The sequence below is a fragment of the Variovorax sucrosi genome, assembly GCF_051216635.1.
Taxonomy (GTDB): Bacteria; Pseudomonadota; Gammaproteobacteria; order Burkholderiales; family Burkholderiaceae_C; genus Variovorax.
Genome location: NZ_JBPJZU010000010.1, coordinates 124,672 through 150,193, shown reverse-complemented (window position 1 = coordinate 150,193; position 25,522 = coordinate 124,672). Strand labels below are relative to the sequence as shown.

The following is a 25,522-nucleotide window of genomic DNA, read 5'->3' as shown; positions in this document are numbered from 1 at the left end:
AGGACTGTCGAAGCGTCACGCGAAGCCGATGAGAAGCGAGTTCGCGCTGTGTGAAGTCTGTGTGAAGTCGGCGTGCGCAAAGCCGTCGCTCGACTTCATCGACGCTTCGAACGGGCCCGCGAGCATCAGCGCTCCGCCACACGGCCCACACCCTCCAGGGACCACAACAATGCTTCAGACGCTTCGCAACTCCATCGTCATCAAGGTGCTCGGCCTCGTCGTGCTGACCTTGCTGCTGTGCATCCCGCTCGACCGCATCGACGCGCTCAACCGCGAGCGCGGCGAGAGCCAGCGCGAAGCTGCGGCAGAACTCGCCAGCACCTACACCGGAGCGCAGACCGTTATCGGCCCGGTGCTCGCCGTGCCCTATGTCGAGCGCTGGATGGAGACGCAGCGCAACAGCAAGGGCCAGGTCACCGGTGTCGAGCCGCGCAGCGAGGAGGGCGTGCACCTGGTGTTCCCCGACACGCTGCACATCGAAGGATCGCTCGCGCCGCAGCAGCGCTACCGCGGCATCTTCCGCATTCCCTTCTACACGCTCGATGCGACGCTGAACGGCGGCTTTGCTGCCTTCGACCCGGCCACCGTGACGCGCAGCGTCAGCGGCTCGAAGCTGGAGTTCCGTACGCCCTCTGTCGTGTTCAACCTGAGCGATCTGCGCGGGCTCGACGGCTCGCCCGCACTGACCGTCGGCGGTACGACGCTGCGCTTCGCCCAGCGCATGCCCGGGCTGTCGGAGCAGGCCTTCGGCGGTGGCATCCACGCGCCGCTGGAAGGCGCGGCGCTGTCCAGCTGGCTGGCCGGCAAGTCGCTTCCCTTCGACATGAAGCTGGCCGTGGTCGGGCAGGAGACGCTGTCGATCGCACCCATCGCCGACGAGACCACCGCACACCTGCAGTCGCCCTGGGCGCACCCCAGCTTCGGCGGTCGCTTCCTCGCATCGGAGCGTCGTGTCGATGCCCAGGGCTTCGATGCACGCTGGCGTGTGTCTTCGTTGGTGAGTTCGGCGCGCGACCAGGTGCGTGCGGGGTTGCTCGATCCTGCTGCAACGGCCTCGGCGTCCGCCAGCGCGGCGACACGGGTCGATGCCGTGGGGCCGGCTTCCGCCCGCCGTCAGGCCGTAGCCGACGGCCCGCTGCAGACCTTCGACGTGTCGCTGGCCCAGCCGCTCAATGTGTATTCGATGTCCACGCGTGCCGGCAAATACGGCGCGCTCTTCATCGCGCTGGTGCTGATGGCGGCCTTCATGTTCGAGCTGTTCCGCACGCTGCGCCTGCACCCGGTGCAGTACGGCCTGGTGGGCCTGTCGATCGCGCTCTTCTTCCTGCTGCTGCTCGCGCTGTCGGAGAAGATGGCCTTCGGTGCGGCCTATGCCGTCGCGGCCGGCGCCAGCGTGCTGCTGCTGGGCGTGTACTTCAGCGCAGTGCTTGGCGGCTGGCGGCGCGGCCTGTCGTTCGCGGCCTTCGTCGCCGTGCTGTACGGTGCGCTCTACGGCCTGCTCGCCTCGGAGAGCAATGCGCTGCTGCTGGGCGCCTTGCTGGTCTTCGGCATGCTGGCCGTGCTGATGCTCGCCACGCGCAAGGTCGACTGGTATGCGCTCTCGACCTCGTCGACGCCCGTTGTTGCGGAACCGATGCCCGCCATGGTGGCTCCTACCCCTTCGAACGTCCGCTGATCCCCCATGTCCTCCTTCCTTCGCTTTCCTCGAATCTCGCAGCGCACGCGCCGCATCGTGCGCATCGGCCTTCTCTCGGGCACCGCCCTGGCAGCCGTTCTTCTGTGCGCCGGCGGCGTGGCCGTCGCGGTGATCTCCGCCCGCCTGCCCGACGTGTCGGCCCTGTCGGACTACAAGCCCAAGCTGCCGCTGCGCGTGTACACCGCCGACGGCGCGTTGATCGGCGAGTTCGGCGAGGAGCGGCGCCAGCTCGTGCCCATCGACCAGGTGCCGAAGGTGCTCAAGGACGCGGTGCTGGCCGTCGAGGACACGCGTTTCTACGCGCACGGCGGCGTCGATGCGAAAGGCATCGCGCGCGCCATGCTGTCGAACCTGCAGCATGGCACGCGCCAGGGCGCGTCGACCATCACGCAGCAGGTGGCACGCAACGTGTACCTGAGCTCGGAGCAGACCTACTCGCGCAAGCTGTACGAGGCCTTGCTGGCCCTGCGGCTGGAACGCCGACTGAGCAAGGACCAGATCCTCGAGATCTACATGAACCAGATCTACCTGGGCAACCGGTCCTACGGCTTCGCGGCCGCGTCGGAAGCCTATTTCGGCAAGCCGCTGAAGGACATCAGCGTCGCCGAGGCCGCGATGCTGGCCGGGCTGCCGAAGGCACCGCGCACCGGCAACCCGGTGAGCAACCCGCGGCGTGCACGCACACGGCAGTTGCACGTGCTCGACCGCATGCGAGAGACCGGCGCGATCACCGTCGCGCAGGCCGACGAAGCGAAGGCCGAATCCCTGCACCTGCGTGACCCCGCCGACCCGAAGCAGCTGCATGCCGAGCATGTCGCCGAGACGGTGCGCCAGACGATGGTGGCGCAGTACGGTGAGAGCGCCTACACGCGGGGCTTCAAGGTCTACACCTCGCTGATCGCGACCGACCAGGCCGCCGCCTACCGCGCGCTGCGGCGCGGCATCATGGACTACGAACAGCGTCAGCCCTACCGCGGCCCGGAGCGCTTCGTGAGCCTGCCCGACGACGCTGCGGCGCTCGACGAGTCCGTCGACGATGTGCTGGCCGATCTGCCCGACAACGGCGACCTGATGTCCGCCGTGGTGCTGTCGGCCACACCGCGCGAGGTGGTGGTGGTGCGCGGCGACGGCGACCCGATCACGATCACCGGTACCGGTCTGCAGATCGCGCGCGTGGCGCTGTCGGACAAGGCGGCACCCACCGTGAAGCTGCGCCGCGGCGCGGTGATCCGCATTGCGAAGGGCGCGCGCGACAGCTGGACGATCACGCAGTTGCCCGAGGTCGAAGGCGCCTTCGTCGCGCTCGACCCGCGCGACGGCGCGGTCCGCGCGCTGGTGGGCGGTTTCGATTTCGGGAAGAACAAGTTCAACCACGTGACGCAGGCCTGGCGCCAGCCGGGCTCGAGCTTCAAGCCCTTCATCTATTCGGCCGCGCTGGAGAAGGGCTTCACGCCGGCCACGGTGGTCGACGACGCGCCGCTCTTCTTCGATGCTGCCACCACCGGCGGCCAACCCTGGGAGCCGAAGAACTACGACGGCAGTTTCGAAGGCCCGATGAGCCTGCGCAGCGCGCTGATGGCCTCGAAGAACATGGTGTCGGTGCGGGTGCTGCAATCCATCGGCGCGCCGTATGCGCAGGACTGGATCACGCACTTCGGCTTCGACCGCGACAAGCACCCGGCAGTGCTGCCGATGGCGCTCGGCGCGGGTTCGGTCACGCCGATGCAAATGGCCTCGGCCTACGCCGTGTTCGCCAACGGCGGCTACCGGGTGAGCCCGCGGCTCATCACCCGCGTGACGGACCACCGCGACCAGGTGTTGACCGAGTACGCCGCACCGGCGCTCGACGAGAGCATGCGCACCATCCCAGCCCGCAACGCCTTCGTGATGAACACGCTGCTCAACAGCGTGATGAAGGGCGGCACCGGCACCAAGGCCTGGCAAGCGCTCAAGCGCGACGACCTGTACGGCAAGACCGGCACCACCAACGATTCGCTCGACACCTGGTTCGCGGGCTTTCAGCCGACGATGGTTGGCATCGCCTGGATCGGCTACGACACGCCGCGCCGGCTGGGCGTGCGCGGCGAGACCGGCGGCAGCCTGAGCCTGCCGGTGTGGACCGACTACATGCGCACCGCGCTGCAGGGCGTGCCGGTGACCGCGCCGACAGCACCCGACGGCGTGGTGCAGGTCGACGGCAGTTGGTACTTCGACGACTATGCGCCGGGACGCGGCATCGCGTCGCTGGGCGAGGCGAACGGTGAGATGCCACCGGCTGAAGCATTGGCACCCGAACAGGTGGCACCGACGCCGTCGCCGGAGGAGCGCAACCGGATCCTGGACTGGTTTCGGTGAGCGCAGCGGCGCTGGCGATTGCGACTTCGAAGCGCTGAATCCCGCCCGTCGCCTGCGTGAGAATCCGTGCATGCAACCGATACCTACCCGCCACCGCGTGCACGCCGACGCGCTGGCCATGGTGTGCGACGGCACGGTGCGCTGGAGTCCTGTCAAGTCGCTGTGGTTCACGGGCATGGCCGTGGTGGCGCTGGTCGGTGGCGCGTTCACCTTCAGCTGGGCCGCGCTGGCGTTGTTTGCCGCCAGCACCGCACTGGTGCTGCTGTTCGGGCATTCGCTCGGCAGCCATCGCAAGTTGATTCACAACAGCTACCAGTGCCTGAAGTGGCTGGAATACCTGCTGTATGCCGGCGTGCAGGTCGGGCTGGCCGGGCCGATCGGTCTGCTGCGCCAGCACGAGCTGCGCGACTTTGCGCAGCGCCTGCCGCAATGCCACGACTACCTGCGCCACGGCCGCACGTTTTGGCGTGATGCCTGGTGGCAGTTGCATTGCGAACTGCGCTTGCACGCGCCGCCGCGGATCGAAATCGAATCCAGCGTGGCCGACGACCTGTTCTACCGCTGGTTGGAGCGCACCTGGATGCTGCAGCAGCTGCCGCTTGCGACGCTGCTCTGGCTATGGGGCGGCTGGGCGTTCGTGGTGTGGGGCGTTTGCGCACGCATCGCCGCGGGCGTGTCCGGCCACTGGCTGATCGGCTGGTTCGCCCACAACCACGGTGACATGCACCATGAAGTGCGCGGCGCCGCGGTGCAAGGCCGCAACATCCGCTGGACCTCGCTGCTGACCATGGGCGAAGGCTGGCACAACAACCACCATGCGTTTCCGGGTTCGGCACGGCTGGGCCTGGCTCCGGGCGAATGGGATCCGGGCTGGTGGATGCTGTGCGCGCTACGTCGGGCAGGACTGGTGTGGGGCTTGCGCCTGCCGGCTGACTTGCCTCGCAGACCCGAACTGATGCCGCTGACCCCTGCCGGTACCGCCACGACGACCACACCACTCTCGCCATGACCATCCAAGACGAACAACTGCCGAAACTCGAAGTGCCCGAAGACGATGGTGCGCGCAAGATGCCGTTCTCCCGCTGGCTGCCCGTGTTGACTGGTGCTGGCATTGGCCTCGCCTTGCGGCTGGTGTTCAGTGGTGATCCGACCGGGGCGCGCTTTACAGCCATGAGCTGGGTGTTCATCTACCTGGTCCCCGTACTGGTGGGGGCCGTGACGGTCTATGTCGCCGAGCGGCAAGTGCCGCGCACCTTGGGCTACTGCTTTCGCGCCGGTGCCTTGGCCAACCTGCTGTTCGTGCTGGGCACGATGGCGGTGCTGATCGAAGGCCTGATCTGCGCCGTGATCATCGTGCCGCTGTTCATGGTGCTGGGCGGCCTCGCAGGCATGTTAATGGGGTTTGTCTGCCGCAAGCTGATATGGCCGCGCGCCACGCTCTACAGCCTGGCCGCCCTGCCGCTGGCATTGGGTGCACTGGTCGATGCCGCGCCGCCGCCGCGCGAGATCGAACGCATCGAGCGCAGCATCGTGATCGCGGCGCCGCCATCTGCCGTCTGGCGACAGATCCACGACACGCGCGACATCCGGCCCGAGGAAGTGCAGCAGGGCTGGATGTACCGCATCGGCGTGCCGCTGCCGCAGAGTGGCGTGACGCAGGACACCGCGCATGGCCGTGTGCGCAAGATCACCATGGGCAAGCAGATCCACTTCGAGCAGGTGGAGCAGGAACGGCAGGAGAACCGGCATGTGCGCTGGATTTACCGATTCGACAAAGACTCGATTCCGGCCGGCACGCTGGACGACCACGTGACGATCGGCGGCCATTACTTCGACCTGATCGACACGGCCTACACGCTCACCCCCCTCGCCGACGGCGCGACGCGGCTCGACATCAACATGGGCTACCGCGTGAGCACCGACTTCAACTGGTACGCGCGGCCGGTGGCCAGCCTGTTGATCGGCAACTTCGAGGATGTGATCCTGAAGTTCTATGCGCAGCGGGCAGCGCACGCGCCGCACTGAACGTCAGTCGTGCGCCGGAAGCGGCAGCATCAGCGTCGCCAGCGCCCCGCCGCCCGGCCCGTTGACCAGTTCGACGCGGCCGCGGTGCAGGTTCGCTATCTCCTTCACGAACGCGAGGCCGAGGCCGGTGCTTTTTTTCTGGTTGTGGGGGCGCGCCAGCGAATAGAACTTCTCGAACACCTTGTCCTTGGCGTAGTCGGGGATGCCGGGGCCGCGATCGCGCACCGTGATGCGGGCCAGGCGCGCCGTGGCCTGCAGCGTCAGCACCACCTCGTGGCCGGTCGGTGAGAAGTCGATTGCGTTGTCGAGCAGGTTGCTCACTGCGCGGCGCAGCAGGAAAGGGTCTCCTTCGGTCGTGGCCTGTGCGTTGATGGCCACACGCAGCTCGACGTTGCGCGCCGACGCGGCAGAACGGGCGCCGGCCGCGATGTCCTGCAGCAGCGGCCCCAGTGCCACCGGCTGCGTGCGCTGCAGCACGCGCCGCGTCTCGAGCGCGGTGAGTTCCATCATGCGGTCGACGATCTCCTGGATGCGCTGCGTCTCGCTGGCGATGTTGGCGAGGAAGCGTTCGCGTTCGGCCTGCGGCATCGACGGTTCCTGCAGCAGCTCGGCCGCACCGCGGATGGCCGACAGCGGGCTCTTCACCTCGTGCGTGAAGGTCTGCACGTAGTCCGAGACGTAGTTGCGGCCGGTGAGCGCATCGCGCATCTCGCTGAAGCCGCCCCGTAATGCATCGAGCATGCGCCGCGCCATGCGGCCGATGCTGAGCGTCTTCTGCGCACGCACCCAGGCGGTGTAGTCGGAGATCAGCCCGAAGGGCCGCACCAGCCACACCGACACGATGATCGCCAGCACCAGCAGCGCGAAAGCCGATCCGACTCCCACCCACAGCGTGCGCGCCCGCGCGTCCTCGATGAACTGGCCGAAGCTCTGCACCGGCTTGCCGACACTGACCATGCCGACGATCTCGTTGTTCCAGCGGATCGGTGCACCGACGTACATCACGGAGGTGCGGGGGTCGACGTCCACGTCGCGCGAGGTGCGCGCGCCATACAGGCCGGCGAGCGAGCGGCTGACGTCGGTCCACTGCGAGTAATCGGCGCCGAATGCGCGGCCGAGCGAATCGAACAGCACCCGACCGCTGCGATCGGTGACGTACACCCGCAGCTCGACCCGGTTCTTGTGCAGGTTGTAGATCTGCGCCGAGAACTGGCGGGCGTAGACCGAGCGGAACAGCGGCTCGAGCCGCGCCGTGTTGATGGCACCGGCGATCACGTCCTGCTCGACCAGGCTGGCCATCAGCTGCGAGCTTTCGACCAGCGATTCCTCGGCCGATTCGCGGTAGCGCGGGTCGATGTCGCTCACCACGCGGTACAGCAGGAAGGCGATGCCCGCCGCATAGATCAGCAGGATGCCCAGGAAGATGCGCGAGCGCTTCGTCACGCGGCGGTCGGCAGGTCTTCGTTCAAGGCGTAGCCGGTGCCGCGGAGCGTGCGGATCGGCTCGACCTCCGGCGCCACGGCCTTCAGCTTGGCGCGCAGCGTCTTGATGTGGGCGTCGACCGTGCGGTCGAAGCTCTCGCCCGGGTCGTCCCACACCATTTCCAGCAGTTCGTCCCGGGTGTAGACCCGTCCCGGCCGCTGCACGAAGAGGCACAAGAGGCCGTATTCGTAACGCGACAGCTCCAGCACCCGGCCGTAATAGCGGATCTGGCGCCGATCACCATCGATCAGGAAGGGCTGTGGCGGCCTGGCCGCCGCCGGGGCAGGGGGGGCCACGGGTGCGACCGCCGCCGCCCGCACGCTGCGCCTGAGCACCGTCCTGACCCGTGCCACGAGTTCCCGGGGCGAAAAAGGTTTGGCGATGTAGTCGTCGGCACCGAGCTCCAGGCCGACCACCCGGTCGATCTCGTCGCTGCGGGCCGTCAGAAAGATCATCGGCACGTCGGCACCACCGGGCAGCGCATGCAGCCGCTTGAACAGCTCGAAGCCGTTGAGGTCGGGCAGGCCGATGTCCAGGATGGCCAGCGCCGGCGGTTCCTGCGCGAATTGGGCGATCGCCTCCTGGGCGGTGGCGCACCAGACCGGTGTGAACCCGTCGCTGCGCAGCACGTACTGCAGGGTGTCGGCGATGCCGGACTCGTCTTCCGCGATGAGGATGCGGGGGTTGGGGACCGGGGCGGGGACGCTCATGGGGGGATGGTAGCGACGCGTCAGCGAGCCGATTCGGAAAAGAATTCTGCGGAACGCGCGGCGTCTCTATCTTCTTCTTATCTCTCTTATTTAAATTAGTAGTAGTAGATAGGGGGCGCGCCTTTCTGTGGACAGGGCACTATTTCACTGGTGTGACAAGGACTTGCCGCACCCCGACCCATGTGCGCACCCCTGCTTTTCTGCTGTCGCGTCCAAAGGGACAACTTCGGGGACCTGCCCCGGCCTGTGGACAACCCCTCTCTTGTGCCGGAACTCTCCCCAGAGTTGTCCTTTGACAGGGGGGGTGAAATCTGGGAAAGGAGCGGTACCGGCAAAAGACATCCACTGCTCAAGTTTTAGGCAGACTGTTGTTTCTCTTTTAAAAACAACAGGTTAGAACGCCTTTACAACCAAGTGCCTGAGTTATTCACAGAGTTACCCAAGGTTTGTGGGGAGAAGCTTGGGCGAGGCGTACTTCTGCTTCACCATGGCCGAATCGGCAGCGATTGCCGTTCAACCAAGGAAAAATCTGTGAACCCTTCCGAAACCCGCGCCATCGTGACCCTGAGCCTCCTGGCCGCATTCGTCGATGGCGAGAAGCACGAGCGCGAACGCGAAGAGATCAAGCGCATCGCCGAGGGCCTGTCGCAGGCGGAAGGCGTGCATCTGCCCTCTCTCTATCAGGACGTGCTCATGAAGCGTGTGTCGCTGGCCGATGTGAGTGCTGCGCTGACCAGCACCGAAGCGCGCCAGCTGGGCTACGAGATGGCCGTCTGCGTCTGCGATGCCGACGGTGCCCAATCGGAGGCCGAGCGCCGATTCCTCGCCGAGGTGCGGGCCGCGCTCGAATTGGGCGCACCCGAAGCCGCGGCTTTCTCGCAGCAGGCCGAGGCGTTGGCGACCGCGCCGTTGGCGGCCGGGGCCGCGCTGGTGGTGTCGGACGTCGTCGCGGCCACCGGCAGTGCGCCCGCCATGGCCGTGGACGATGCGGCGCTGGACAAGTCCATCCTCAACGCCGCCATCCTCAATGGCGCCCTCGAACTGCTGCCCGAAACCCTGTCGACCATGGCGATCATCCCGCTGCAGATGAAGCTGGTCTATGGCATCGGCAAGGCGCATGGCTACGAGCTCGACAGCGGCCATGTGAAGGACTTTCTCGCCACCGTCGGTGTGGGGCTGACCTCGCAGTACCTCGAGCAGGCCGGGCGCAAGCTGCTGGGCGGCTTGCTGGGCAAGGTGGGCGGTGGTTTGTTGCGCGGCCTGGGCAACCAGGCGGTGAGCTCGGGCATGAGCTTCGCGACCACCTATGCGCTGGGCCATGTGGCCAAGCGCTACTACGCCGGGGGTCGCACGCTGTCCACGCAGATGCTCAAGGAAGCCTATGCCAGCGTCACCAAGGAAGGGCAGGGCCTGCAGGCGCGCTACCTGCCGGCCATTCAGGAAAAGGCCCGCACCCTGAACCCGTCACAGATCCTCTCGATGGTCCGCGGTCAATAGGCTCACCCCCAAGGCTTGCCCACTTCGTGTGGCAGCGCCCACCCCCTTCCGGGGGCAACACCAGCGGCCCGGCAAAGCCGGTTCCGCGGTGTTCCTGGCATCGAGCGTTTCCTGGTTAAGCCGATGGGCTACCCGCCAGATCCTCAAGGATCGGGCAGTCGGGCCGTGCATCGCCATGGCAGCAATGCACGAGATGCGACAGCGTGCGTTGCATCGCCTGCATGTCGGCGATGCGCTGTTCCAGTTCGCCCAGATGCTTTTGCGCGATGCGCTTGACGCTCGCGCTGGTGCGGCGCCGGTTGTGCCACAGGCCGACCAGCTCGGCGATCTCTTCCATCGAGAAGCCGAGGTCGCGCGAGCGCTTGATGAAACGCAGGGTGTGGATGTCGGCCTCGGCGTACTGCCGGTAGCCGCTCTCGGTGCGTGCCACGTCCGGCAGCAGGCCGAGCCCTTCGTAGTGCCGCACCATGCGCGCCGACACGCCGGAGCGGCGCGCGGCTTCGCCGATGTTCCACGGTCCCGCGCTGTGCAGAGGCCCTGGCATCGCCGCGCTCACTGCACCTTGTAGCCGGCGTTCTCGATGGCCGCCACGATGTCCTCGCGCGGCTGTTCGCTCAGCACGTCGACATGGCCGGTGGGCAGATCGACCGTGACCTGCGCGTCGGGGTCGACCGCCTGCACCGCGTTCTGGACGGCGCTCGCGCAGTGGCCGCAGGTCATGCCGGCGACTTCGAATTTCTGGCTCATGGGTCTTGCTCCTTGCAGATGAAGAGTGGGAAGGAAGGCAGTGTGAACCTTGACGCGATGGCAAGGTCAAGCAATCAATGCCTTGACCTTGCCACGATGTGAGGCTTTAGGCTTGCGCCCATGAACGATGCCCACACCCTTTCGCCGCACACGCTCGACCTTTCTGTCGGCGGCATGACCTGCGCGTCGTGCGTGGCTCGCGTGGAGCGGGCGTTGCAGCAGGTGCCGGGCGTGCGCGAGGCCAACGTGAATCTCGCGACCGAAAGTGCGCGCGTGCTGGTCGATGCGAAGGGCGATGCGGACATCGACGTGCGCTTGCGGCGCGCGGTGCGCAGCGCCGGCTACGAGCCGCGCAGCGCCGAGGCTGCGGAGGCGGCGGCCGATGCCTCGCCGTGGGCCGGCTTCTTCCCGGTCGCGGCCGGCCTGGCCTTGTCGGTGCCCTTGCTTGCACCGATGTTGCTGCAGCCCCTGGGCGTGCACGCGATGCTCTCGCCGTGGTGGCAGTTGCTGCTGGCTGCGCCGGTGCAGTTCTGGTTGGGCGCGCGCTTCTATCGCGCCGGTTGGCATGCGGCCCGCGCGCTCACCGGCAACATGGACCTGCTCGTGGCGCTGGGCACCAGCGCGGCCTTCGGCTTGTCGCTGTGGCTCTGGTGGCGTGCGTCGCCGGGCGAGATGCCGCACCTTTACTTCGAAGCCTCGGCGGTCGTGATCGCGCTGGTGCTGCTGGGCAAGTGGCTCGAAGCGCGCGCCAAGCGACAGGCCACGTCGGCCATCCGTGCCTTGCAGCAGCTGCGGCCCGAGCTGGCGCATCTGGTTGGGCCGCGGAAGGAAACCGACGTGCCCGTGGCCGAAGTGATGAAGGGCGACACGCTCGCTGTGCGCGCCGGAGAGCGCATCCCCGCGGACGCGCGTGTGCTCGAAGGTCGGTCCGAGGTCGACGAGTCGATGCTCACCGGCGAGCCGCTGCCGGTGGCCAAGGGGCCGGGCGATGCGCTCACCGGCGGTTCGCTGAACGGCGCTGGCCGTCTCGTGGTCGAGGTGCGCGCCGTCGGTGCCGAGAGCGTGCTGGCCCGCATCATCCGGCTGGTCGAAGATGCGCAGGCGGCCAAGGCGCCGATCCAGCGGCTGGTCGACAAGGTGGCGGCGGTCTTCGTACCGGTGGTGCTGGTTATTGCGCTGCTGACCTGGGTCGCCTGGCTGATGGCCGGTGCGGGCAGCGAGGTCGCGCTGGTGCATGCGGTTGCGGTGCTGGTGATTGCCTGCCCCTGCGCGCTCGGGCTGGCCACGCCGGTGGCGGTGATGGCCGGCACGGGTGTGGCAGCGAAGCACGGCATCCTGATCAAGGACGCGCGTTCGCTCGAACTGGCGCACCGGGTCGGCACCGTGGCCTTCGACAAGACCGGCACGCTGACGCTGGGCACGCCGGCCTTGACCGCGCTGGTGCCGAATGGCGGTGAGGCGACCAACGACCTGCTCGCCGCGGCGGCAAGCCTGCAGCGCGGCAGCACGCATCCGCTGGCCAAGGCGGTGCTCGATGCGGCGGCGAAGGCCGGGCTCGACGCGGCGGCGGCGCGCGACCTGCGCGCCGAGTCGGGGCGCGGCGTGCGCGGCGTCGTCGGTCCCTCGGAATGGGCCATCGCGAGTCTGCGCTGGTGCGAGGAACTCGGTGCGGTGCCTGACGCGTTGGCCGTGCAACGCCTGCAGCGGCGCGGTGCCACGGTGTCGGCGCTGCTCGTATTCGCCGCAGATGGCGCGCCGCAGGTGAAGGCGCTGCTGGCCTTCAGCGACGAGCCGAAGCCGCGGGCCGCCGAAGCCGTCGCGGCACTGCAGGCGCGTGGGTTGCGCGTGGTCATGATCTCCGGCGACAACCTGCATGCCGCGCAAGCCATGGCCGCACGCGTGGGTATCGCACCCGGCGATGTGCGCGCCGACGTGCTGCCGGCCGACAAGGCGGCGCAGGTCGCGGCGCTGCGCGAGGGCGGCCACATCGTCGCGATGGTGGGAGACGGTGCCAACGACGCACCGGCGCTGGCCGCCGCCGATGTAGGCATCGCCATGGCCAACGGCACCGATGTCGCGATGGAAGCGGCCGGCATCACGCTGATGCGCGGCGACCTGTCGCTGGTGGCCGATGCGCTCGACCTGTCCGCGCGCACGGTGGCGAAGATCCGGCAGAACCTGTTCTGGGCCTTCGCGTACAACGTGGTCGGCATTCCCTTCGCGGCCTTCGGCCTGCTGAGCCCGGTGGTGGCGGGTGCCGCGATGGCGGCGTCGAGCGTGAGCGTGATGGCCAATGCGCTGCTGCTGCGGCGCTGGCAACCGAAGGGCCGCCGTCGAGGGTCCGAGCTGGTGTAGAAACGCAGACCTCCTGCCGCACTTTCCTTCCATGCGAATTCTGTTGATCGAAGACGATGCCGTGCTGCACGACGTCATGCTGCGCAGCCTGCGCGACGCTGGCCACCGCGTGGATCTGGCCACCAACGTCGAAGACGCCGACCACCTCTGGCGCGTACAGCTTTTCGATGCCGTGCTGCTCGACCTGAACCTGCCGGCCACGCCCAGCCCCACCAGCGGGCTGGCCAGCGGCCTGCAGGTGCTGCGCCAGGCCCGTGGCCGCGGCGATCGCACACCGGTGCTGGTGCTGACCGCGCGCGACCGCACCGAGGAACGCATCACCGGCCTCGATGCCGGGGCCGACGACTACCTCGGCAAGCCTTTCGACCTGGCCGAGGTCGAGGCACGGCTGCGCGCCCTGGTGCGCCGGGCGCAGGGCATCGACGACGTCTCGACGCTGGGCCTGCTGCGGCTGGACCGCAAGGCGCGGCGCTTCGGCGTGTCGGGCGTGCCGCTCGACCTCCCGGCGCGCGAGTTCGAGGTGCTGTGCGAACTGATGAGCCCGCCCGGCCGCACGGTGAGCAAGCGCGAGCTGTCCGACAAGCTGTCGAGCTTCGACGAATCCCTGGGCGACAACGCGCTCGAGGCCTTCATCTCGCGGCTGCGCAAGAAGCTGGTGGGCAGCGGGGCAAGCATTCGTACGCTGCGCGGCATCGGCTACCTGCTGGAAGCCGAGGCATCGTGAGCCTTCCGGCGCGCACCGCCGCGCCGTCGCTGACGCAGCGCGTGCTGCGCGGCGTGCTGCTGCCGCTGGCACTGACCTGGCTGCTGGGCACAGGCGTGGCGCTGGTGGTGGCCAACAGCTTCACCGAACAGGCCTTCGACCGCACCTTGCTCGACGACGCGTACGCCGTGTCCGCCAACGTGCGTGCCACCGCCAGCAGCGTCGAACTGCTGCTGACACCCCGGGAGCTGCGGGCGGTGCTCTTCGACCAGACCGAAGCCGTGCATTTCGCGGTGCTGCAGACCGACGGCCGCCGACTGGCGGGCGAAAGCGGGTTGATGGCGCCAGTGCCCGAAGGCGGCGCGTCGCACCGCTTCTCCGACATCGTCTTTCAGGGCCAGTCCCTGCGCGCGGTGGTGCTCGATCAGGCGACGCCCGCGCCCTATCGCGTGCTGGTGGCCCAGACCACGCGGGCACGTTCGGCGCTGGTCGAGCGATTGGTGGTGTACGCCCTGGTGCCGCAGCTGCTGCTGCTCGCGGTGCTGGCCGTCTGGCTGTGGCGCGGCATCGACCGCGAACTGCGGCCGCTGGGGGAACTCGAGGCGGCGCTCGACCGGCGTGACGCCAACGATCTGTCGCCGGTGCCGGTGGCACGCAGCTCGCACGAACTCGAGCGCCTGGGCGATGCGATGAATGCGTTGTTCGCACGGGTTGCCCACAGCGTGCGTGCGCAGCGCGAATTCGCCGGCAACGTGGCGCACGAGTTGCGCACTCCGCTGGCGGGCATCCGCGCCCTGGCCGACTACGGCCTGGGGCACAAGGACCCGACGGTGTGGCGCGAGCAACTCGAACGCATCGTGGGCAGCCAGGCGCGCGCCAGCCATCTGGTCGACCAACTGCTGGGGCTGGCGCTGGCCGACGAAGGACGCACCGCGCTGCAGCGGGTGCCGGTGCGGCTGGACCGGTTGGCGGAAGAAGCGGTGATGCGGCACCTGGCCCGTGCCGACGCGCTGGGCGTGGACCTGGGTGCCGGCGGACTCGACGGTGCGCCGGTCACGGTGCTGGCGAACGCGGCGCTCGTCGAAGGCATCCTCGACAACCTGCTGGACAACGCGCTGCGCTATGGCGGTCGCACCTTGACGGTCGAGCTCGAGGGCACGGTGCTGAGCGTGGTGGACGACGGGCCGGGCATTCCAGCCGACTCACGGCAGGCGCTGATGCAGCGCTGGGCCCAGGGGGCCGACGGGCAGCGCCTGGGGCAGGGGGCCGGGCTCGGGCTGTCGATCGTCGCGCGCTATGCACAACTGCTCGACGCCCAGCTCACCCTGGAAGATGCCGATGCGCGCGGCGGGCTGCGCGTGACCCTCGCCTTCGCGCCGGGGACCGATCAGCCGAGCGTCGGGTAGTCGGTGTAGCCCTTCTCGCCGCCACCGTACATGGTGGCCTTGTCGAGCGCGTTCAGCGGCGCGTTCTCGCGCAGGCGGCGCACCAGGTCCGGGTTCGCGATGAAGGGCTTGCCGAAGGCCACGAGGTCGTCGCCTTCCTTCACGGCCGTCTCGGCCAGCGGCTTGTCGTAGCCGTTGTTCACCATCCAGGCGCCCTTGCCGCCGGCCTGGCGGTAGGCGGCCTTGAGCGCCTCGTAGTCGAAGGGGCGGTCGTCGATCTCGCGCGGGCCGCCGGTGGCGCCTTCGATGACGTGGATGAAGGCCAGGTTCATCGTCGCGAGCTGTTTCACGACGTACTCGAAGAGCGGCTGCGGTTCCGGGTCGTGCACGTCGTTGGCCGGTGTCACCGGTGAAATGCGGATGCCGGTCTTGCCGCCGCCGATGGCGTCGACGACGGCGCGCGTGGTTTCGAGCAGCAGGCGGGCGCGGTTCTCGATGCTGCCGCCGTAGTCGTCGGTGCGCTGATTGCTGCCGCGCTTGAGGAACTGGTCGAGCAGGTAGCCGTTGGCGCCGTGCACTTCGACGCCGTCGAAGCCGGCCGTCTCCACCGCGTTGCGCGCGGCAACGGCGTAGGCGTGGACGATGCCGGGCAGCTCTTCGGCCTTCAGTGCGCGCGGCTCGGAGGTCTCGACGTAGCTGGCCACGCCGTCCTTGATCAGCACCGTCTTGCTCTTGGCCGTGATGGCCGAAGGCGCGACCGGCTTGCCGTGGTCCGGCTGCAGGTCGGTGTGCGAGATGCGGCCGACGTGCCACAGCTGCACCACGATCTTGCCGCCCTTGGCATGCACCGCATCGGTCACCCGCTTCCAGCCGTCGAGCTGCTCGGTGTCGTAGAGGCCCGGCACGTCCGAATAGCCCTGGCCCTGGTGGCTGATGGCGGTCGCTTCGGTGATGAGCAAGCCGGCGCTGGCGCGCTGCTCGTAGTAGGTCGCGGTGATGGGCAGCGGGATCGCGTTGGGCGAACGGTTGCGCGTCAAGGGCGCCATCACGATGCGGTTGGCGAGTTGCAGGCCCCCGGCCTGGACGGGATCGAAGAGGGTTGGCATCTTGTTGTTGGGTTGCGAGTTGAACGACGGCTCGAGACTAAGCCGGCTCGCCGATCCTTGCTGTGGCGGGGTTGTCGCCTTTGGTGTAGGCGCCGTGCGCGGGCCGCCCGCAGAATGCAGCGCATGAGACTGCGACACCTGGTGCTGGTGCTCGGCGATCAGCTGAGCGTGCGAAGCGCTGCCTTCCAGCGATTCGACCCGACATGCGACCGGGTGCTGATGGTCGAGGCGCCGGCCGAATCGACGCATGTGCCGAGCACCAAGATGCGCAGCGCGCTGTTCCTGTCGGCGATGCGGCATTTCGCTGAAGACCTGCGGGCGCAGACGTGGCCACTCGACTACCTGCTGCTCGGCAGCCACGCCTTCGACACCATTGCCGAGGCCCTGGCCGATGCGCTGGCACGTTACGCACCCGAGGCCTTGGTGCTGGTCGAGCCGGGTGAGTGGCGGCTGGAGCAGGCCGTGTTCGCGACGTGCACAGCAGCGGGTGTACGGGTCGACCTGCGCGACGACCTGCACTTCCTGTGTGCACGGCGCGACTTCATCGACGACGCGCGCGGCAAGTCGCGCCTGGTGATGGAGGCCTTCTACCGCCGCATGCGCGTGCGCCACCAGGTGCTGATGCAGCCCGACGGCGAGCCGATCGGCGGGCAGTGGAACTTCGACGCCGAGAACCGCGGCACCTTTGACCGGCAGGGGCCCGGCCTGCTGCCGCGGCCGCCGTCGTTTCCGCCGGATGCCATCACGCGAACGGCGATCGCCGACGTGGAACAGCATTTCGGCAACCACTATGGCAGCGTCGACGGCTTCGACTGGCCGGTCACGCGGGCCCAGGCGCTGGAGGCGCTGGCGGACTTCGTCACGCATCGCCTGCAGGACTTCGGCCGCTTCCAGGACGCGATGTGGCAAGACGAGCCCTTCCTCTACCACGCGCTGATCTCGTCGTCGCTGAACCTCAAGCTGCTCGATCCGCGCGAGGTCATCGATGCAGCAGTCGCGCGCTACGACGAGGGCGCCGCACCGATCGAGGCCGTCGAGGGCTTCGTGCGCCAGATCCTCGGCTGGCGGGAGTTCATCCGTGGCGTGTACTGGTGGCGCATGCCGGCGTTGCTCGAGGCCAATGCGCTCAAGCACACGGCGCCGCTGCCCGACTGGTACTGGACCGGCCAAGTGCAGATGAATTGCATGAAGCACGCCATCGGCCAGACGCTTTCGACGGGCTATGCACACCACATCCAGCGGCTGATGGTGACGGGCAACTTCGCGCTCACCTTCGGCATGGCGCCGTCGCAGGTGCATGCCTGGTATCTGTCGGTCTACGTCGATGCGGTGGAGTGGGTCGAGGCACCCAACACGCTCGGCATGGCGCTGTACGCCGACGGCGCGCGCTTCGTGACCAAGCCGTATGCAGCGGGCGGTGCCTACATCAACCGCATGAGCAACTACTGCGCGGGCTGCCGCTACAAGCCGGCCTCGCGCCGCGGCGACGATGCCTGCCCGATGACCGTGATGTACTGGGATTTTGTGGCGCGCCATGCGCCGATGCTGGAACGCAACCCGCGAACCGTGATGATGGTGAAGAACCTCGCACGCTTCGGTGCCGACGAGGTGGCGTCCATCCGCGCGACGGCCGAGCGCATGCGCGCGCAGCCGGACGCGCTCTGAGCGCCCGCGCCGCTGCGCTACTTCGCCTGGCTCTCGGCCTTCTGCGCAGCCTGTACCGCCGGACGTGCGCCGACGCGGGCGTGCCATGCCAGCAGGTTCGGATAGGGCGTCAGGTCGACGCCGGTCGGCTTGGCCCAGTTGAGCACGGTGAACAGGTAGCCGTCGGCCACGCCGAAGTGTTCGCCCATCAGGAATTCCTTGCCTTCGACTTCCTTCTCCAGCCAGGCGAAGCGGGTCTTCAGGCGTTCCTTTGCAATGGTCTTGGCTTCTTCGGGCATCGCCGCATTGAACAGGGGGCTGAAGCCCTTGTGGACTTCGGTGCCGATGAAGGTGAGCCATTCCTGCAGGCGATAGCGCTGCAGCGTGCCGGCGGCCGGGGCGAGGTTTTTCAGCGGCGCCAGATCGGCGATGTACTGAACGATCGCCGGGCCTTCGCGCAGGCGGGTGCCGTCGTCGAGTTCGAGCATCGGCACATAGCCGAGCGGGTTGATGCCGTAGTAGTCGGTGCCGTCCTGGAGCTTGTGGCTCTTCGTGCTGGCCAGCACCGGCTCGAAGGCCAAGCCGGCTTCGTGCAGGGCGATGAAGGGAGAGAGCGAACAGGCGCCGGGGGAGTAGTACAGCTTCATGCGAGAGGTTCCGGGTGGTCGGGGTTGATGGCGTCGAATGCGCGCATATGCGCGCTTCGTGCGTCGATCGTAGCGCTTTCGCGTCGCTGCGTTTTTGTCCTACGGTGGCTTGGGCGGCGCGACTATCCGGTCGCCAGGCTGCCGACCTAAGCTGCTTTTCACGGCGGCGTGGTGTCGCCGACGAGGAGTTCGCATGTTGAAGTACGCCATCATTTTCGCCATCGTTTCACTGATTGCCGGTGCGCTCGGCTTCGGCGGCGTGGCGGCCGGCGCGGCGGGCATCGCCAAGGTGCTGTTCGGCCTGTTCCTGGTGCTCACGGTGGTCTTCTTGGTGCTGGCTGCGCTGGGCGTCGGCGCAGTCCGAAAAGCGATCGACTGACCGTGCACTTCTCCCACATCGAAGCCGTTCTCGACTACGAGGTCGCAGCACCTTCGCACTTGGTACTCAACATCGAAGCGGCGCGTGGGGGCGCGCAGGCGGTGCTGCGTGAGAACCTGACGATCGAGCCGGCCGTTGAGATGCACGCCTTCTGCGACGAGGGCAGCGGCAACCGCTTCTTCCGCTTCGATGCCGCCCCTGGCCCGCTCAGGATCCGCTACACCGCGAGCGTGCAGCGGTCTTTCGTCCATGTGCCGGTCGACCTGAAGGAGGCACCGGTCAACGAGGTGCCCAACGAACTGGTGCACTACCTGATGCCGACGCGCTATTGCGAGTCCGACCTGATGGCGCGCGCGGCGCAGCAGCTCTTCGGCGACCTGCCGCAGGGCATCGGCCGGGTGCAGGCGATCGTGAACTGGATCCACGAGAGCATTGCCTACGAGCCCGGCAGCAGCGACTCGACCACCACCGCGCGGGATGCCTTCGTGCAGCGGGCCGGGGTCTGCCGCGACTTCGCGCACCTGGGCATCACCTTCTGCCGCGCGCTGAACATTCCGGCCCGGTTGGTGGTGGGCTATGTGTACTTCGACGAACCGCCGCAGGACTTCCACGCCATCTTCGAGGCCTGGATCGGCGGCCAGTGGGTGTTGTTCGACCCGACGCGCATGGCGCCCGTCGACCGGCTGGTTCGGGTGGGCACCGGGCGCGACGCGAAAGACGTGGCCTTCTGCACCCTCTTTGGACCGGTCTCGATGACCGGCAAAGCCCTGACCGTGCGCGAGTACCAGGACGAAAGTGCGCCGGTGACCGTGGCGCCGGCGCCGACCGGGACGGTACTGGGCATCGAGAAGCCGGTGCCGGTGACGCCCGGTGCGGCGGACGATCGTGCACTGAGTGCCGCACACGGTATTGCCGCCATCGGTTGATGCTATTAAATTTATAGCATAAAAGCAGCGCTGGCAGAGGCTGTGCGGGCGTTTGTGTTGCGGCACCCAGGTGCCCCCACAGGCCGCATAGCCGGGGCAGGGCGCTTAAAATCAGCGCCCCCTCTCTTGCAGAGTCCCCGCAGCGCAGGCGTGCGTTTGCCACCCACCATGTTGTATCCCGAAGAATTCGATGTGATCGTCGTCGGCGGCGGCCATGCCGGCACCGAAGCCGCGCTGGCGGCCGCCCGCATGGGCGCGAAGACGCTGCTGCTGACCCACAACATCGAGACGCTGGGCCAGATGAGCTGCAACCCGTCGATCGGCGGGATCGGCAAAGGGCACCTGGTGAAGGAAGTGGACGCCCTCGGCGGTGCGATGGCATTGGCCACCGACGAAGCGGGCATTCAGTTCCGCATCCTCAATTCGAGCAAGGGCCCGGCGGTTCGCGCCACCCGCGCCCAGGCCGACCGGGTGCTCTACAAGGCGGCGATTCGGCGCATGCTGGAAAATCAGCCGAACCTGAGCCTGTTCCAGCAAGCGGTCGATGACCTGATGATCGAGGGGGACCGGGTGGTCGGGGCGGTGACGCAGGTCGGGATCCGCTTCCGGGCGCGTACGGTCGTGCTCACCGCCGGCACCTTCCTGGACGGGCGCATCCACGTCGGGCTGAACAACTACCAGGCCGGGCGCGCAGGGGACCCGCCTGCGATCAGCCTGTCGGCGCGGCTCAAGGAACTCAAGCTGCCGCAAGGCCGTTTGAAGACCGGCACGCCGCCCCGGCTGGATGGGCGCAGCATCGATTTTTCGAAGTGCGCCGAGCAGCCGGGCGACGGCATGCCAGGCGGCGCCACCGATGTGATGCCGGTGTTCAGCACGATGGGCCGGGCCGACATGCATCCGCAGCAGATGGCGTGCTGGGTCACGCACACCAACGCACGCACGCACGAGATCATCCGCTCCGGCTTCGACCGCAGTCCGATGTTCACCGGCAAGATCGAAGGGGTGGGGCCGCGCTACTGTCCCAGCGTCGAGGACAAGATCAACCGCTTTGCCGACAAGGACAGCCACCAGATCTTCCTGGAGCCCGAGGGGCTGACCACCAACGAGTACTACCCCAACGGCATCTCGACCAGTCTGCCTTTCGACATCCAGTACCAACTGGTGCGCTCGATGGCCGGCCTGGAAAATGCACACATCCTGCGGCCCGGCTACGCCATCGAATACGACTACTTCGATCCGCGCGAGCTCAAGAGCAGTTTCGAGACGCGTGCCATCCGCGGCCTGTTCTTCGCCGGCCAGATCAACGGCACCACCGGCTACGAAGAGGCGGCAGCCCAAGGCCTGTTCGCCGGCGTCAATGCGGCGCTGCAGTGCCGTAGTGAAGAAGCCTGGTTGCCGCGCCGCGACGAAGCCTACCTGGGCGTGCTGGTCGACGACCTGATCACCAAGGGCGTGACCGAGCCCTATCGCATGTTCACCAGCCGGGCCGAGTTCCGGCTGCAGCTGCGCGAGGACAACGCCGACATGCGGCTGACCGAAGCCGGCCGCCGCCTGGGCTTGGTCGATGACGCGCGGTGGGAGGCCTTCTCCCGAAAGCGCGACGCTGTTTCACGTGAAACAGAGCGGCTGAAGTCGACCTGGGTGAATCCTCGGAACCTGCCCGCCAGTGAGTCGGTGCGCGTACTCGGCAAGGCGATAGAGCACGAGTACAACCTTGGCGACCTGCTGCGTCGTCCGGATGTGAACTATGCGTCGCTCATGTCGCTGGACGGCGGGAAGTACGCGCCGGCCCAAGCCCTCGAGGTGACCGAGGTGGAGCAGGTCGAGATCTCGGCCAAGTACTCCGGCTACATTGACCGCCAACATGATGAGGTCGAGCGTGCGGCGCACTTCGAGAACCTCCGATTGCCCGACGATTTCGACTACGGCCAGGTCCCCGCGCTCAGTTTCGAGGTGCGGCAGAAGCTGACGCGCCAGCGCCCGGAAACCTTGGGCCAGGCGTCCCGCATTTCAGGGGTGACGCCCGCGGCGATTTCTTTGCTGATGGTGCACTTGCGAAAGGGCGGACACCGCGCGTTCGCACGCGACGCGGATGTGGATCTGGCTGTGGCCTCTGCCTCTGCGGCCGAATGAGCGCCGAGGCAACGCTGCGAGCCGGTGCAGCCGCGCTCAGTTTGAGCCTGGACGAGCGCCAGTGCGAGCGTCTGCTCGCCTACGGCGCGCTGATCTTGAAGTGGAACAAGGTCTACAACCTGACGGCGCTGCGCGACCCGGATTTGGTGATGACCCACCACCTGCTGGACAGCCTCTCAGTCATCTCGCCGCTGAAGCGTGAGCGAGCGGCCCCAACGCGCTTGCTGGACGTCGGCGCCGGCGCCGGGCTGCCGGGTGTGGTGATCGCCATCATGCGATCCGAAGTCGATGTCACCTGCCTCGACGCAGTGGCGAAGAAGACCGCCTTCGTGCAGCAGGTGGCGGCCGAACTGAAGCTGCCCAACCTCCGCGGCCTGCACGCGCGGGTCGAGATGCTGACCGGCGCGTACGACGTCATCAGCAGCCGGGCGTTCGCCTCGCTGCCCGACTTCTACAACGGCTCGATGCAGCTGCTGGCGGAGGAGGGTGTCTGGCTTGCGATGAAGGGCAAGGTGCCGGCGGACGAGCTGGCCGCACTGCCCGCGGGCGTGGATGTGTTTCACGTGGAACAACTGACCGTGCCCGGCCTCGATGCTGAGCGCTGCATCGTCTGGGCGCGAAAAGCCGCGCATTGAGACCTCAACGAGCACTGGAAGAGGGCGCCGCCGCGCCGGGGCTGACTTAGACTCGACGCTCCCTTTCTTCAGGCACTCCCCATGTTCGGCATCGCTGATTACGGCGCTTTCGTTGCGGCCATCGTTCTGTTTCTCGCGATTCCAGGCCCAGGCAATCTGGCGTTGATCACCTCGACGGGGAAGGGTGGTATCCGCGGCGGTTTGGCCGCCACCCTGGGGGTGATTGCAGGCGACCAGGTGCTCATGTGGATGGCTGTAGCGGGTGTGGCCGCGCTGCTGGCCGCCTACCCGGCCGCCTTCCACGCGGTGCGCTGGTTGGGCGCCGCCTACCTGGCCTGGCTGGGCTTCAAGATGCTGTTGGCCAAGCCCGGTGCCGCACCCATCCTGAACATCCACCCGCGCCAGTTCGCGCGGCAGGCCTTCTTCATCACCTTGCTGAATCCCAAGGCCATCGTCTTCTACATGGCCTTCTTCCCGCTCTTCGTCGACCCGGTGTGCCATCAGGGTGTGGTGACCTTCGGCGCGATGGCGCTCACGATCGCGGTGCTCACCTTCGCCTATGGATTGGCCGCAACGCTGCTCACGCATTTTCTGGCCGAGCGCATGCGTGCCAACCCACGCATCTCGGCCACGCTACAGAAGTTGGCCGGAATCTTCCTGATCGGCTTCGGCGTCAAGCTCGCCGTGTCGCGCTGAGAAGGACCGCACCATGGCCAAGATTTTCTGCATCGCCAACCAGAAGGGCGGCGTCGGCAAGACCACCACCACCGTGAACCTGGCCGCCGGCCTGGCGAAGGTCGGCCAGCGGGTCCTGATGATCGATCTGGACCCCCAGGGCAACGCCACCATGGGTTCGGGCATCGACAAGCGGCAGCTGGAAACCACCGTCTACGACGTGCTGCTCGAGTCCTCATCGGTGGCGGAGGCGCGGGTGACGGCCGAGAAGTGCGGCTACGACGTGCTGGGCGCCAACCGCGAACTGGCCGGTGCCGAGGTGGAGATGGTCGCGCTCGACCGGCGCGAAAAGCGCCTGCGCACCGCGCTCGCCGCCGTCGGTGCCGAATACGACTTCATCCTGATCGACTGTCCGCCGAGCCTGAGCCTGCTCACGCTCAACGGCCTGTGTGCGGCGCACGGCGTCATCGTGCCGATGCAGTGCGAGTACTTCGCGCTCGAGGGGCTGACCGACCTGGTCAATACCATCAAGCAGGTGCATGCCAATCTGAACAAGAACCTGCAGATCATCGGACTGCTGCGTGTGATGTTCGATCCGCGCATCACGCTGCAGCAGCAGGTGAGCGAGCAGCTCAAGGCGCACTTCGGCGACAAGGTGTTCGACACCGTCATCCCGCGCAACGTGCGGCTCGCCGAGGCGCCGAGCTACGGGTTGCCGGGCGTCATCTTCGACCCGGCCGCGCGCGGCAGCCAGGCCTTCCTTGCCTTCGCGGAAGAGTTGGTGGCCAAGATGCCGCCTGCCAGCGCCTTCGCGCCCTCGGCCCCGCCGGTGCCGGCACCGATCGATCTGCCCACCACTCTCCAGAGCGCCGACGGCGGGCCGATCTGACGATGGACGGCCCAACCCCCACAACCCTTCTTCTGCTACCGGGCTGGCAGAACAGCGATGCGGCGCACTGGCAAAGCCGGTGGGAGGCGGTCTACGGCGACCACCGCGTCGACCAGCACGACTGGCTGCGGCCCAAGCGCGGGGACTGGTCGGCACGCCTCGAGGAGGCGGTGCTGGCCGCACCCGGTCCGGTCGTGCTGGCCGCCCACAGCCTGGGCTGCATCCTCGTCGCGGCCTGGGCCGCCCATTCCCGTCACACGCGTCGCGTGCGCGCCGCCTTTCTGGTGGCGCCGGGTGACCTCGAACGCGACGATCTGCGCCAGATGATCCCCGGCTGGGCGCCCATCGTGCGCCAGCCGCTTCCGTTCCCGGCGCTGCTGGTCGCCGCCAACGACGATCCCTATTGCGACGCCGTGCGTTCGCGCCAGATGGCCGCGGACTGGGGTGCACGCTTCGTCGACCGTGGCCGCGGCGGCCACCTCAATGGCGAATCCGGCCTGGGCGACTGGCCCGAAGGCCGGGCGTTGCTCGACGACTTTTTGAACGACAACCAAGATTGACCTCGATGGCCACCAAGAAACCCAAGGGCCTCGGCCGCGGACTCGAAGCCCTGTTGGGCCCCACATTCAATGGGAGCAGTGACAGTGGCAACGGCGATGCCGCCGCTGCCTCGAATGGCGCCGCGGCCGCCAATCCGACGACGCTGAAGCTCGACCAGATGGTCGCCGGCGTCTACCAGCCGCGCACCCGCATGGACGAGGGCGCGCTGTACGAGCTGGCCGAGAGCATCAAGGTGCAGGGCATCATGCAGCCCATCCTCGTGCGCCGGCTCGATGCCGAGTCGGCCACTGCGAAAGATGCCGAATTCGAGATCATCGCCGGCGAGCGACGCTTCCGTGCCGCCAAGCTGGCCGGGCTGGACAGCGTGCCAGTGCTGGTGCGCGATGTGCCGAACGAGGCGGCCGCGGCCATGTCGCTCATCGAGAACATCCAGCGCGAAGACCTGAATCCACTGGAGGAGGCCCAGGGCCTGCAACGCCTGGTCGCAGAGTTTGGGCTCACTCACGAAATGGCGGCGCAGGCCGTGGGCCGCTCGCGCAGCGCGGCCAGCAACCTGCTGCGACTGCTCAACCTGGCCGAACCGGCGCAGGCGATGCTGATGGCGGGCGACATCGACATGGGCCACGCCCGCGCGCTGCTGTCGCTGGATCGCGGCACGCAGATCACGGCGGCCAACCAGATCGCCGCCAAGAAACTGTCGGTCCGGGAAGCCGAGGCGCTGGTGAAGAAGCTGGCCGCCGAGTTCAGCTTGACGCCGTCGCCGCGCCGCGGCAATGCCGAGAAGTCGCGCGATCTGCAGCGCGTCGAGGAAGAGCTCGCCGATCTGCTCACGGCCGAGGTCGAGGTGCGCATCAAGAAGCGCAGCAAGCGCGGCGGCAAGGTGGAGGAGAGCGGTGAGCTTGCCATCCATTTCGGCTCGCTCGAAGCGCTGAACGGCCTGATTGACCGCTTGCGCGGTACTGCGAGCTAAGC

Annotated in this window: 23 protein-coding genes; 17 read left to right on the top strand and 6 right to left on the bottom strand. The window is 67.7% G+C overall.

Going from position 1 to position 25,522, the window contains the following annotated elements:
* Positions 1-169: 169 nt before the first annotated feature.
* From creD to ACSFBE_RS19875, 4 genes are all read left to right on the top strand, one after another.
* A complete protein-coding gene (creD, locus tag ACSFBE_RS19890; RefSeq protein ID WP_435492149.1) occupies positions 170-1,675 on the top strand; it encodes a cell envelope integrity protein CreD in 1,506 nt (501 codons plus the stop codon).
* Positions 1,676-1,681: 6 nt separating this feature from the next.
* Positions 1,682-4,051 (top strand): penicillin-binding protein 1A, encoded by a 2,370-nt coding sequence (locus ACSFBE_RS19885; RefSeq protein ID WP_435492148.1) that lies wholly within the window; start codon positions 1,682-1,684, stop codon positions 4,049-4,051.
* 70 nt (positions 4,052-4,121) lie between these two features.
* Positions 4,122-5,060, top strand: coding sequence for an acyl-CoA desaturase (locus tag ACSFBE_RS19880; protein WP_435492147.1), 939 nt, complete (start codon positions 4,122-4,124; stop codon positions 5,058-5,060).
* Positions 5,057-6,076, top strand: a complete 1,020-nt coding sequence (locus ACSFBE_RS19875; RefSeq protein WP_435492146.1) for an SRPBCC domain-containing protein — start codon at positions 5,057-5,059, stop codon at positions 6,074-6,076. The genes ACSFBE_RS19880 and ACSFBE_RS19875 overlap by 4 nt, the downstream gene beginning before the upstream one ends.
* 3 nt (positions 6,077-6,079) lie before the next feature.
* Here ACSFBE_RS19875 and creC read toward each other — a convergent pair whose 3' ends face one another.
* Positions 6,080-7,519, bottom strand: a complete 1,440-nt coding sequence (creC, locus tag ACSFBE_RS19870) for a two-component system sensor histidine kinase CreC (protein WP_435492145.1) — start codon at positions 7,517-7,519, stop codon at positions 6,080-6,082.
* Positions 7,516-8,268, bottom strand: a complete 753-nt coding sequence (gene creB, locus ACSFBE_RS19865; RefSeq protein WP_435492144.1) for a two-component system response regulator CreB — start codon at positions 8,266-8,268, stop codon at positions 7,516-7,518. The genes creC and creB overlap by 4 nt, the downstream gene beginning before the upstream one ends.
* Positions 8,269-8,799: 531 nt before the next feature.
* On the opposite strand from creB, the gene ACSFBE_RS19860 reads away from it, so the two are divergent.
* Complete coding sequence (locus ACSFBE_RS19860; protein ID WP_435492143.1) at positions 8,800-9,765, top strand: YcjF family protein; 966 nt, start codon at positions 8,800-8,802, stop codon at positions 9,763-9,765.
* A 115-nt stretch (positions 9,766-9,880) separates the two neighbouring features.
* Here the strand turns inward: ACSFBE_RS19860 and cueR are convergent, their stop codons facing one another.
* Complete coding sequence (gene cueR, locus ACSFBE_RS19855; RefSeq protein ID WP_435492142.1) at positions 9,881-10,309, bottom strand: Cu(I)-responsive transcriptional regulator; 429 nt, start codon at positions 10,307-10,309, stop codon at positions 9,881-9,883.
* An 8-nt stretch (positions 10,310-10,317) separates the two neighbouring features.
* Positions 10,318-10,512 carry a heavy-metal-associated domain-containing protein gene (locus ACSFBE_RS19850; RefSeq protein WP_435492141.1) on the bottom strand — a complete coding sequence of 65 codons (195 nt, stop codon included), beginning with the start codon at positions 10,510-10,512 and terminating at the stop codon, positions 10,318-10,320.
* A 120-nt stretch (positions 10,513-10,632) separates the two neighbouring features.
* Here ACSFBE_RS19850 and ACSFBE_RS19845 point away from each other — a divergent pair, with 120 nt between their 5' ends.
* Genes ACSFBE_RS19845 through ACSFBE_RS19835 form a run of 3 tightly spaced genes read left to right on the top strand, consistent with a single transcriptional unit; the run spans position 10,633 to position 14,976 of the window.
* Entirely contained in the window at positions 10,633-12,867 is a 2,235-nt protein-coding gene (locus tag ACSFBE_RS19845; protein ID WP_435492140.1) for a heavy metal translocating P-type ATPase, read from the top strand.
* Between the two features lie 31 nt (positions 12,868-12,898).
* Positions 12,899-13,591 carry a response regulator transcription factor gene (locus ACSFBE_RS19840; protein ID WP_435492139.1) on the top strand — a complete coding sequence of 231 codons (693 nt, stop codon included), beginning with the start codon at positions 12,899-12,901 and terminating at the stop codon, positions 13,589-13,591.
* On the top strand, positions 13,588-14,976 hold the full coding sequence (locus ACSFBE_RS19835) for a sensor histidine kinase (protein ID WP_435492138.1): 1,389 nt from the start codon (positions 13,588-13,590) through the stop codon (positions 14,974-14,976). Before ACSFBE_RS19840 ends, ACSFBE_RS19835 begins: the two co-directional genes overlap by 4 nt.
* On the opposite strand, the gene ACSFBE_RS19830 is transcribed toward ACSFBE_RS19835, so the two are convergent.
* Positions 14,958-16,061 (bottom strand): alkene reductase, encoded by a 1,104-nt coding sequence (locus tag ACSFBE_RS19830; protein ID WP_435492137.1) that lies wholly within the window; start codon positions 16,059-16,061, stop codon positions 14,958-14,960. The two genes, ACSFBE_RS19835 and ACSFBE_RS19830, sit on opposite strands and share 19 nt — an antisense overlap.
* 123 nt (positions 16,062-16,184) lie before the next feature.
* On the opposite strand from ACSFBE_RS19830, the gene ACSFBE_RS19825 reads away from it, so the two are divergent.
* The gene (locus ACSFBE_RS19825) at positions 16,185-17,726 is read left to right on the top strand and encodes a cryptochrome/photolyase family protein (RefSeq protein ID WP_435492136.1); all 1,542 of its coding nucleotides are present in this window, start codon (positions 16,185-16,187) and stop codon (positions 17,724-17,726) included.
* Positions 17,727-17,743: 17 nt separating this feature from the next.
* On the opposite strand, the gene gstA is transcribed toward ACSFBE_RS19825, so the two are convergent.
* Entirely contained in the window at positions 17,744-18,352 is a 609-nt protein-coding gene (gstA, locus tag ACSFBE_RS19820; RefSeq protein WP_435492135.1) for a glutathione transferase GstA, read from the bottom strand.
* 193 nt (positions 18,353-18,545) lie between these two features.
* Here gstA and ACSFBE_RS19815 point away from each other — a divergent pair, with 193 nt between their 5' ends.
* The 8 genes from ACSFBE_RS19815 to ACSFBE_RS19780 all read left to right on the top strand — a co-directional run bounded on the left by ACSFBE_RS19815 (position 18,546) and on the right by ACSFBE_RS19780 (position 25,520).
* Positions 18,546-18,731 carry a DUF1328 family protein gene (locus ACSFBE_RS19815; protein WP_435448422.1) on the top strand — a complete coding sequence of 62 codons (186 nt, stop codon included), beginning with the start codon at positions 18,546-18,548 and terminating at the stop codon, positions 18,729-18,731.
* Between the two features lie 2 nt (positions 18,732-18,733).
* Entirely contained in the window at positions 18,734-19,657 is a 924-nt protein-coding gene (locus ACSFBE_RS19810) for a transglutaminase-like domain-containing protein (protein ID WP_435492134.1), read from the top strand.
* Between the two features lie 168 nt (positions 19,658-19,825).
* Positions 19,826-21,790 carry a tRNA uridine-5-carboxymethylaminomethyl(34) synthesis enzyme MnmG gene (gene mnmG, locus ACSFBE_RS19805; protein WP_435492133.1) on the top strand — a complete coding sequence of 655 codons (1,965 nt, stop codon included), beginning with the start codon at positions 19,826-19,828 and terminating at the stop codon, positions 21,788-21,790.
* On the top strand, positions 21,787-22,425 hold the full coding sequence (rsmG, locus tag ACSFBE_RS19800; protein WP_435492132.1) for a 16S rRNA (guanine(527)-N(7))-methyltransferase RsmG: 639 nt from the start codon (positions 21,787-21,789) through the stop codon (positions 22,423-22,425). Before mnmG ends, rsmG begins: the two co-directional genes overlap by 4 nt.
* A gap of 81 nt (positions 22,426-22,506) precedes the next feature.
* A complete protein-coding gene (locus ACSFBE_RS19795; RefSeq protein ID WP_435492131.1) occupies positions 22,507-23,121 on the top strand; it encodes a LysE family transporter in 615 nt (204 codons plus the stop codon).
* 13 nt (positions 23,122-23,134) lie between these two features.
* The gene (locus ACSFBE_RS19790) at positions 23,135-23,989 is read left to right on the top strand and encodes a ParA family protein (protein ID WP_435492130.1); all 855 of its coding nucleotides are present in this window, start codon (positions 23,135-23,137) and stop codon (positions 23,987-23,989) included.
* A gap of 2 nt (positions 23,990-23,991) precedes the next feature.
* Positions 23,992-24,549, top strand: a complete 558-nt coding sequence (locus ACSFBE_RS19785; RefSeq protein WP_435492129.1) for an RBBP9/YdeN family alpha/beta hydrolase — start codon at positions 23,992-23,994, stop codon at positions 24,547-24,549.
* Between the two features lie 5 nt (positions 24,550-24,554).
* Positions 24,555-25,520, top strand: a complete 966-nt coding sequence (locus ACSFBE_RS19780) for a ParB/RepB/Spo0J family partition protein (protein ID WP_435492128.1) — start codon at positions 24,555-24,557, stop codon at positions 25,518-25,520.
* The last annotated feature ends 2 nt before the right edge of the window (positions 25,521-25,522 follow it).

What these genes read in the sequence shown, in the direction of transcription:
- creD (WP_435492149.1), top strand. Translation starts at nt 170, where the DNA reads ATGCTTCAGACGCTTCGCAACTCCATCGTCATCAAGGTGCTCGGCCTC.
- ACSFBE_RS19885 (WP_435492148.1), top strand. Translation starts at nt 1,682, where the DNA reads ATGTCCTCCTTCCTTCGCTTTCCTCGAATCTCGCAGCGCACGCGCCGC.
- ACSFBE_RS19880 (WP_435492147.1), top strand. Translation starts at nt 4,122, where the DNA reads ATGCAACCGATACCTACCCGCCACCGCGTGCACGCCGACGCGCTGGCC.
- ACSFBE_RS19875 (WP_435492146.1), top strand. Translation starts at nt 5,057, where the DNA reads ATGACCATCCAAGACGAACAACTGCCGAAACTCGAAGTGCCCGAAGAC.
- creB (WP_435492144.1), bottom strand. Translation starts at nt 8,268, where the DNA reads ATGAGCGTCCCCGCCCCGGTCCCCAACCCCCGCATCCTCATCGCGGAA.
- cueR (WP_435492142.1), bottom strand. Translation starts at nt 10,309, where the DNA reads ATGCCAGGGCCTCTGCACAGCGCGGGACCGTGGAACATCGGCGAAGCC.
- ACSFBE_RS19850 (WP_435492141.1), bottom strand. Translation starts at nt 10,512, where the DNA reads ATGAGCCAGAAATTCGAAGTCGCCGGCATGACCTGCGGCCACTGCGCG.
- ACSFBE_RS19845 (WP_435492140.1), top strand. Translation starts at nt 10,633, where the DNA reads ATGAACGATGCCCACACCCTTTCGCCGCACACGCTCGACCTTTCTGTC.
- ACSFBE_RS19840 (WP_435492139.1), top strand. Translation starts at nt 12,899, where the DNA reads ATGCGAATTCTGTTGATCGAAGACGATGCCGTGCTGCACGACGTCATG.
- ACSFBE_RS19830 (WP_435492137.1), bottom strand. Translation starts at nt 16,061, where the DNA reads ATGCCAACCCTCTTCGATCCCGTCCAGGCCGGGGGCCTGCAACTCGCC.
- ACSFBE_RS19825 (WP_435492136.1), top strand. Translation starts at nt 16,185, where the DNA reads ATGAGACTGCGACACCTGGTGCTGGTGCTCGGCGATCAGCTGAGCGTG.
- gstA (WP_435492135.1), bottom strand. Translation starts at nt 18,352, where the DNA reads ATGAAGCTGTACTACTCCCCCGGCGCCTGTTCGCTCTCTCCCTTCATC.
- ACSFBE_RS19815 (WP_435448422.1), top strand. Translation starts at nt 18,546, where the DNA reads ATGTTGAAGTACGCCATCATTTTCGCCATCGTTTCACTGATTGCCGGT.
- mnmG (WP_435492133.1), top strand. Translation starts at nt 19,826, where the DNA reads ATGTTGTATCCCGAAGAATTCGATGTGATCGTCGTCGGCGGCGGCCAT.
- rsmG (WP_435492132.1), top strand. Translation starts at nt 21,787, where the DNA reads ATGAGCGCCGAGGCAACGCTGCGAGCCGGTGCAGCCGCGCTCAGTTTG.
- ACSFBE_RS19795 (WP_435492131.1), top strand. Translation starts at nt 22,507, where the DNA reads ATGTTCGGCATCGCTGATTACGGCGCTTTCGTTGCGGCCATCGTTCTG.
- ACSFBE_RS19790 (WP_435492130.1), top strand. Translation starts at nt 23,135, where the DNA reads ATGGCCAAGATTTTCTGCATCGCCAACCAGAAGGGCGGCGTCGGCAAG.
- ACSFBE_RS19785 (WP_435492129.1), top strand. Translation starts at nt 23,992, where the DNA reads ATGGACGGCCCAACCCCCACAACCCTTCTTCTGCTACCGGGCTGGCAG.
- ACSFBE_RS19780 (WP_435492128.1), top strand. Translation starts at nt 24,555, where the DNA reads ATGGCCACCAAGAAACCCAAGGGCCTCGGCCGCGGACTCGAAGCCCTG.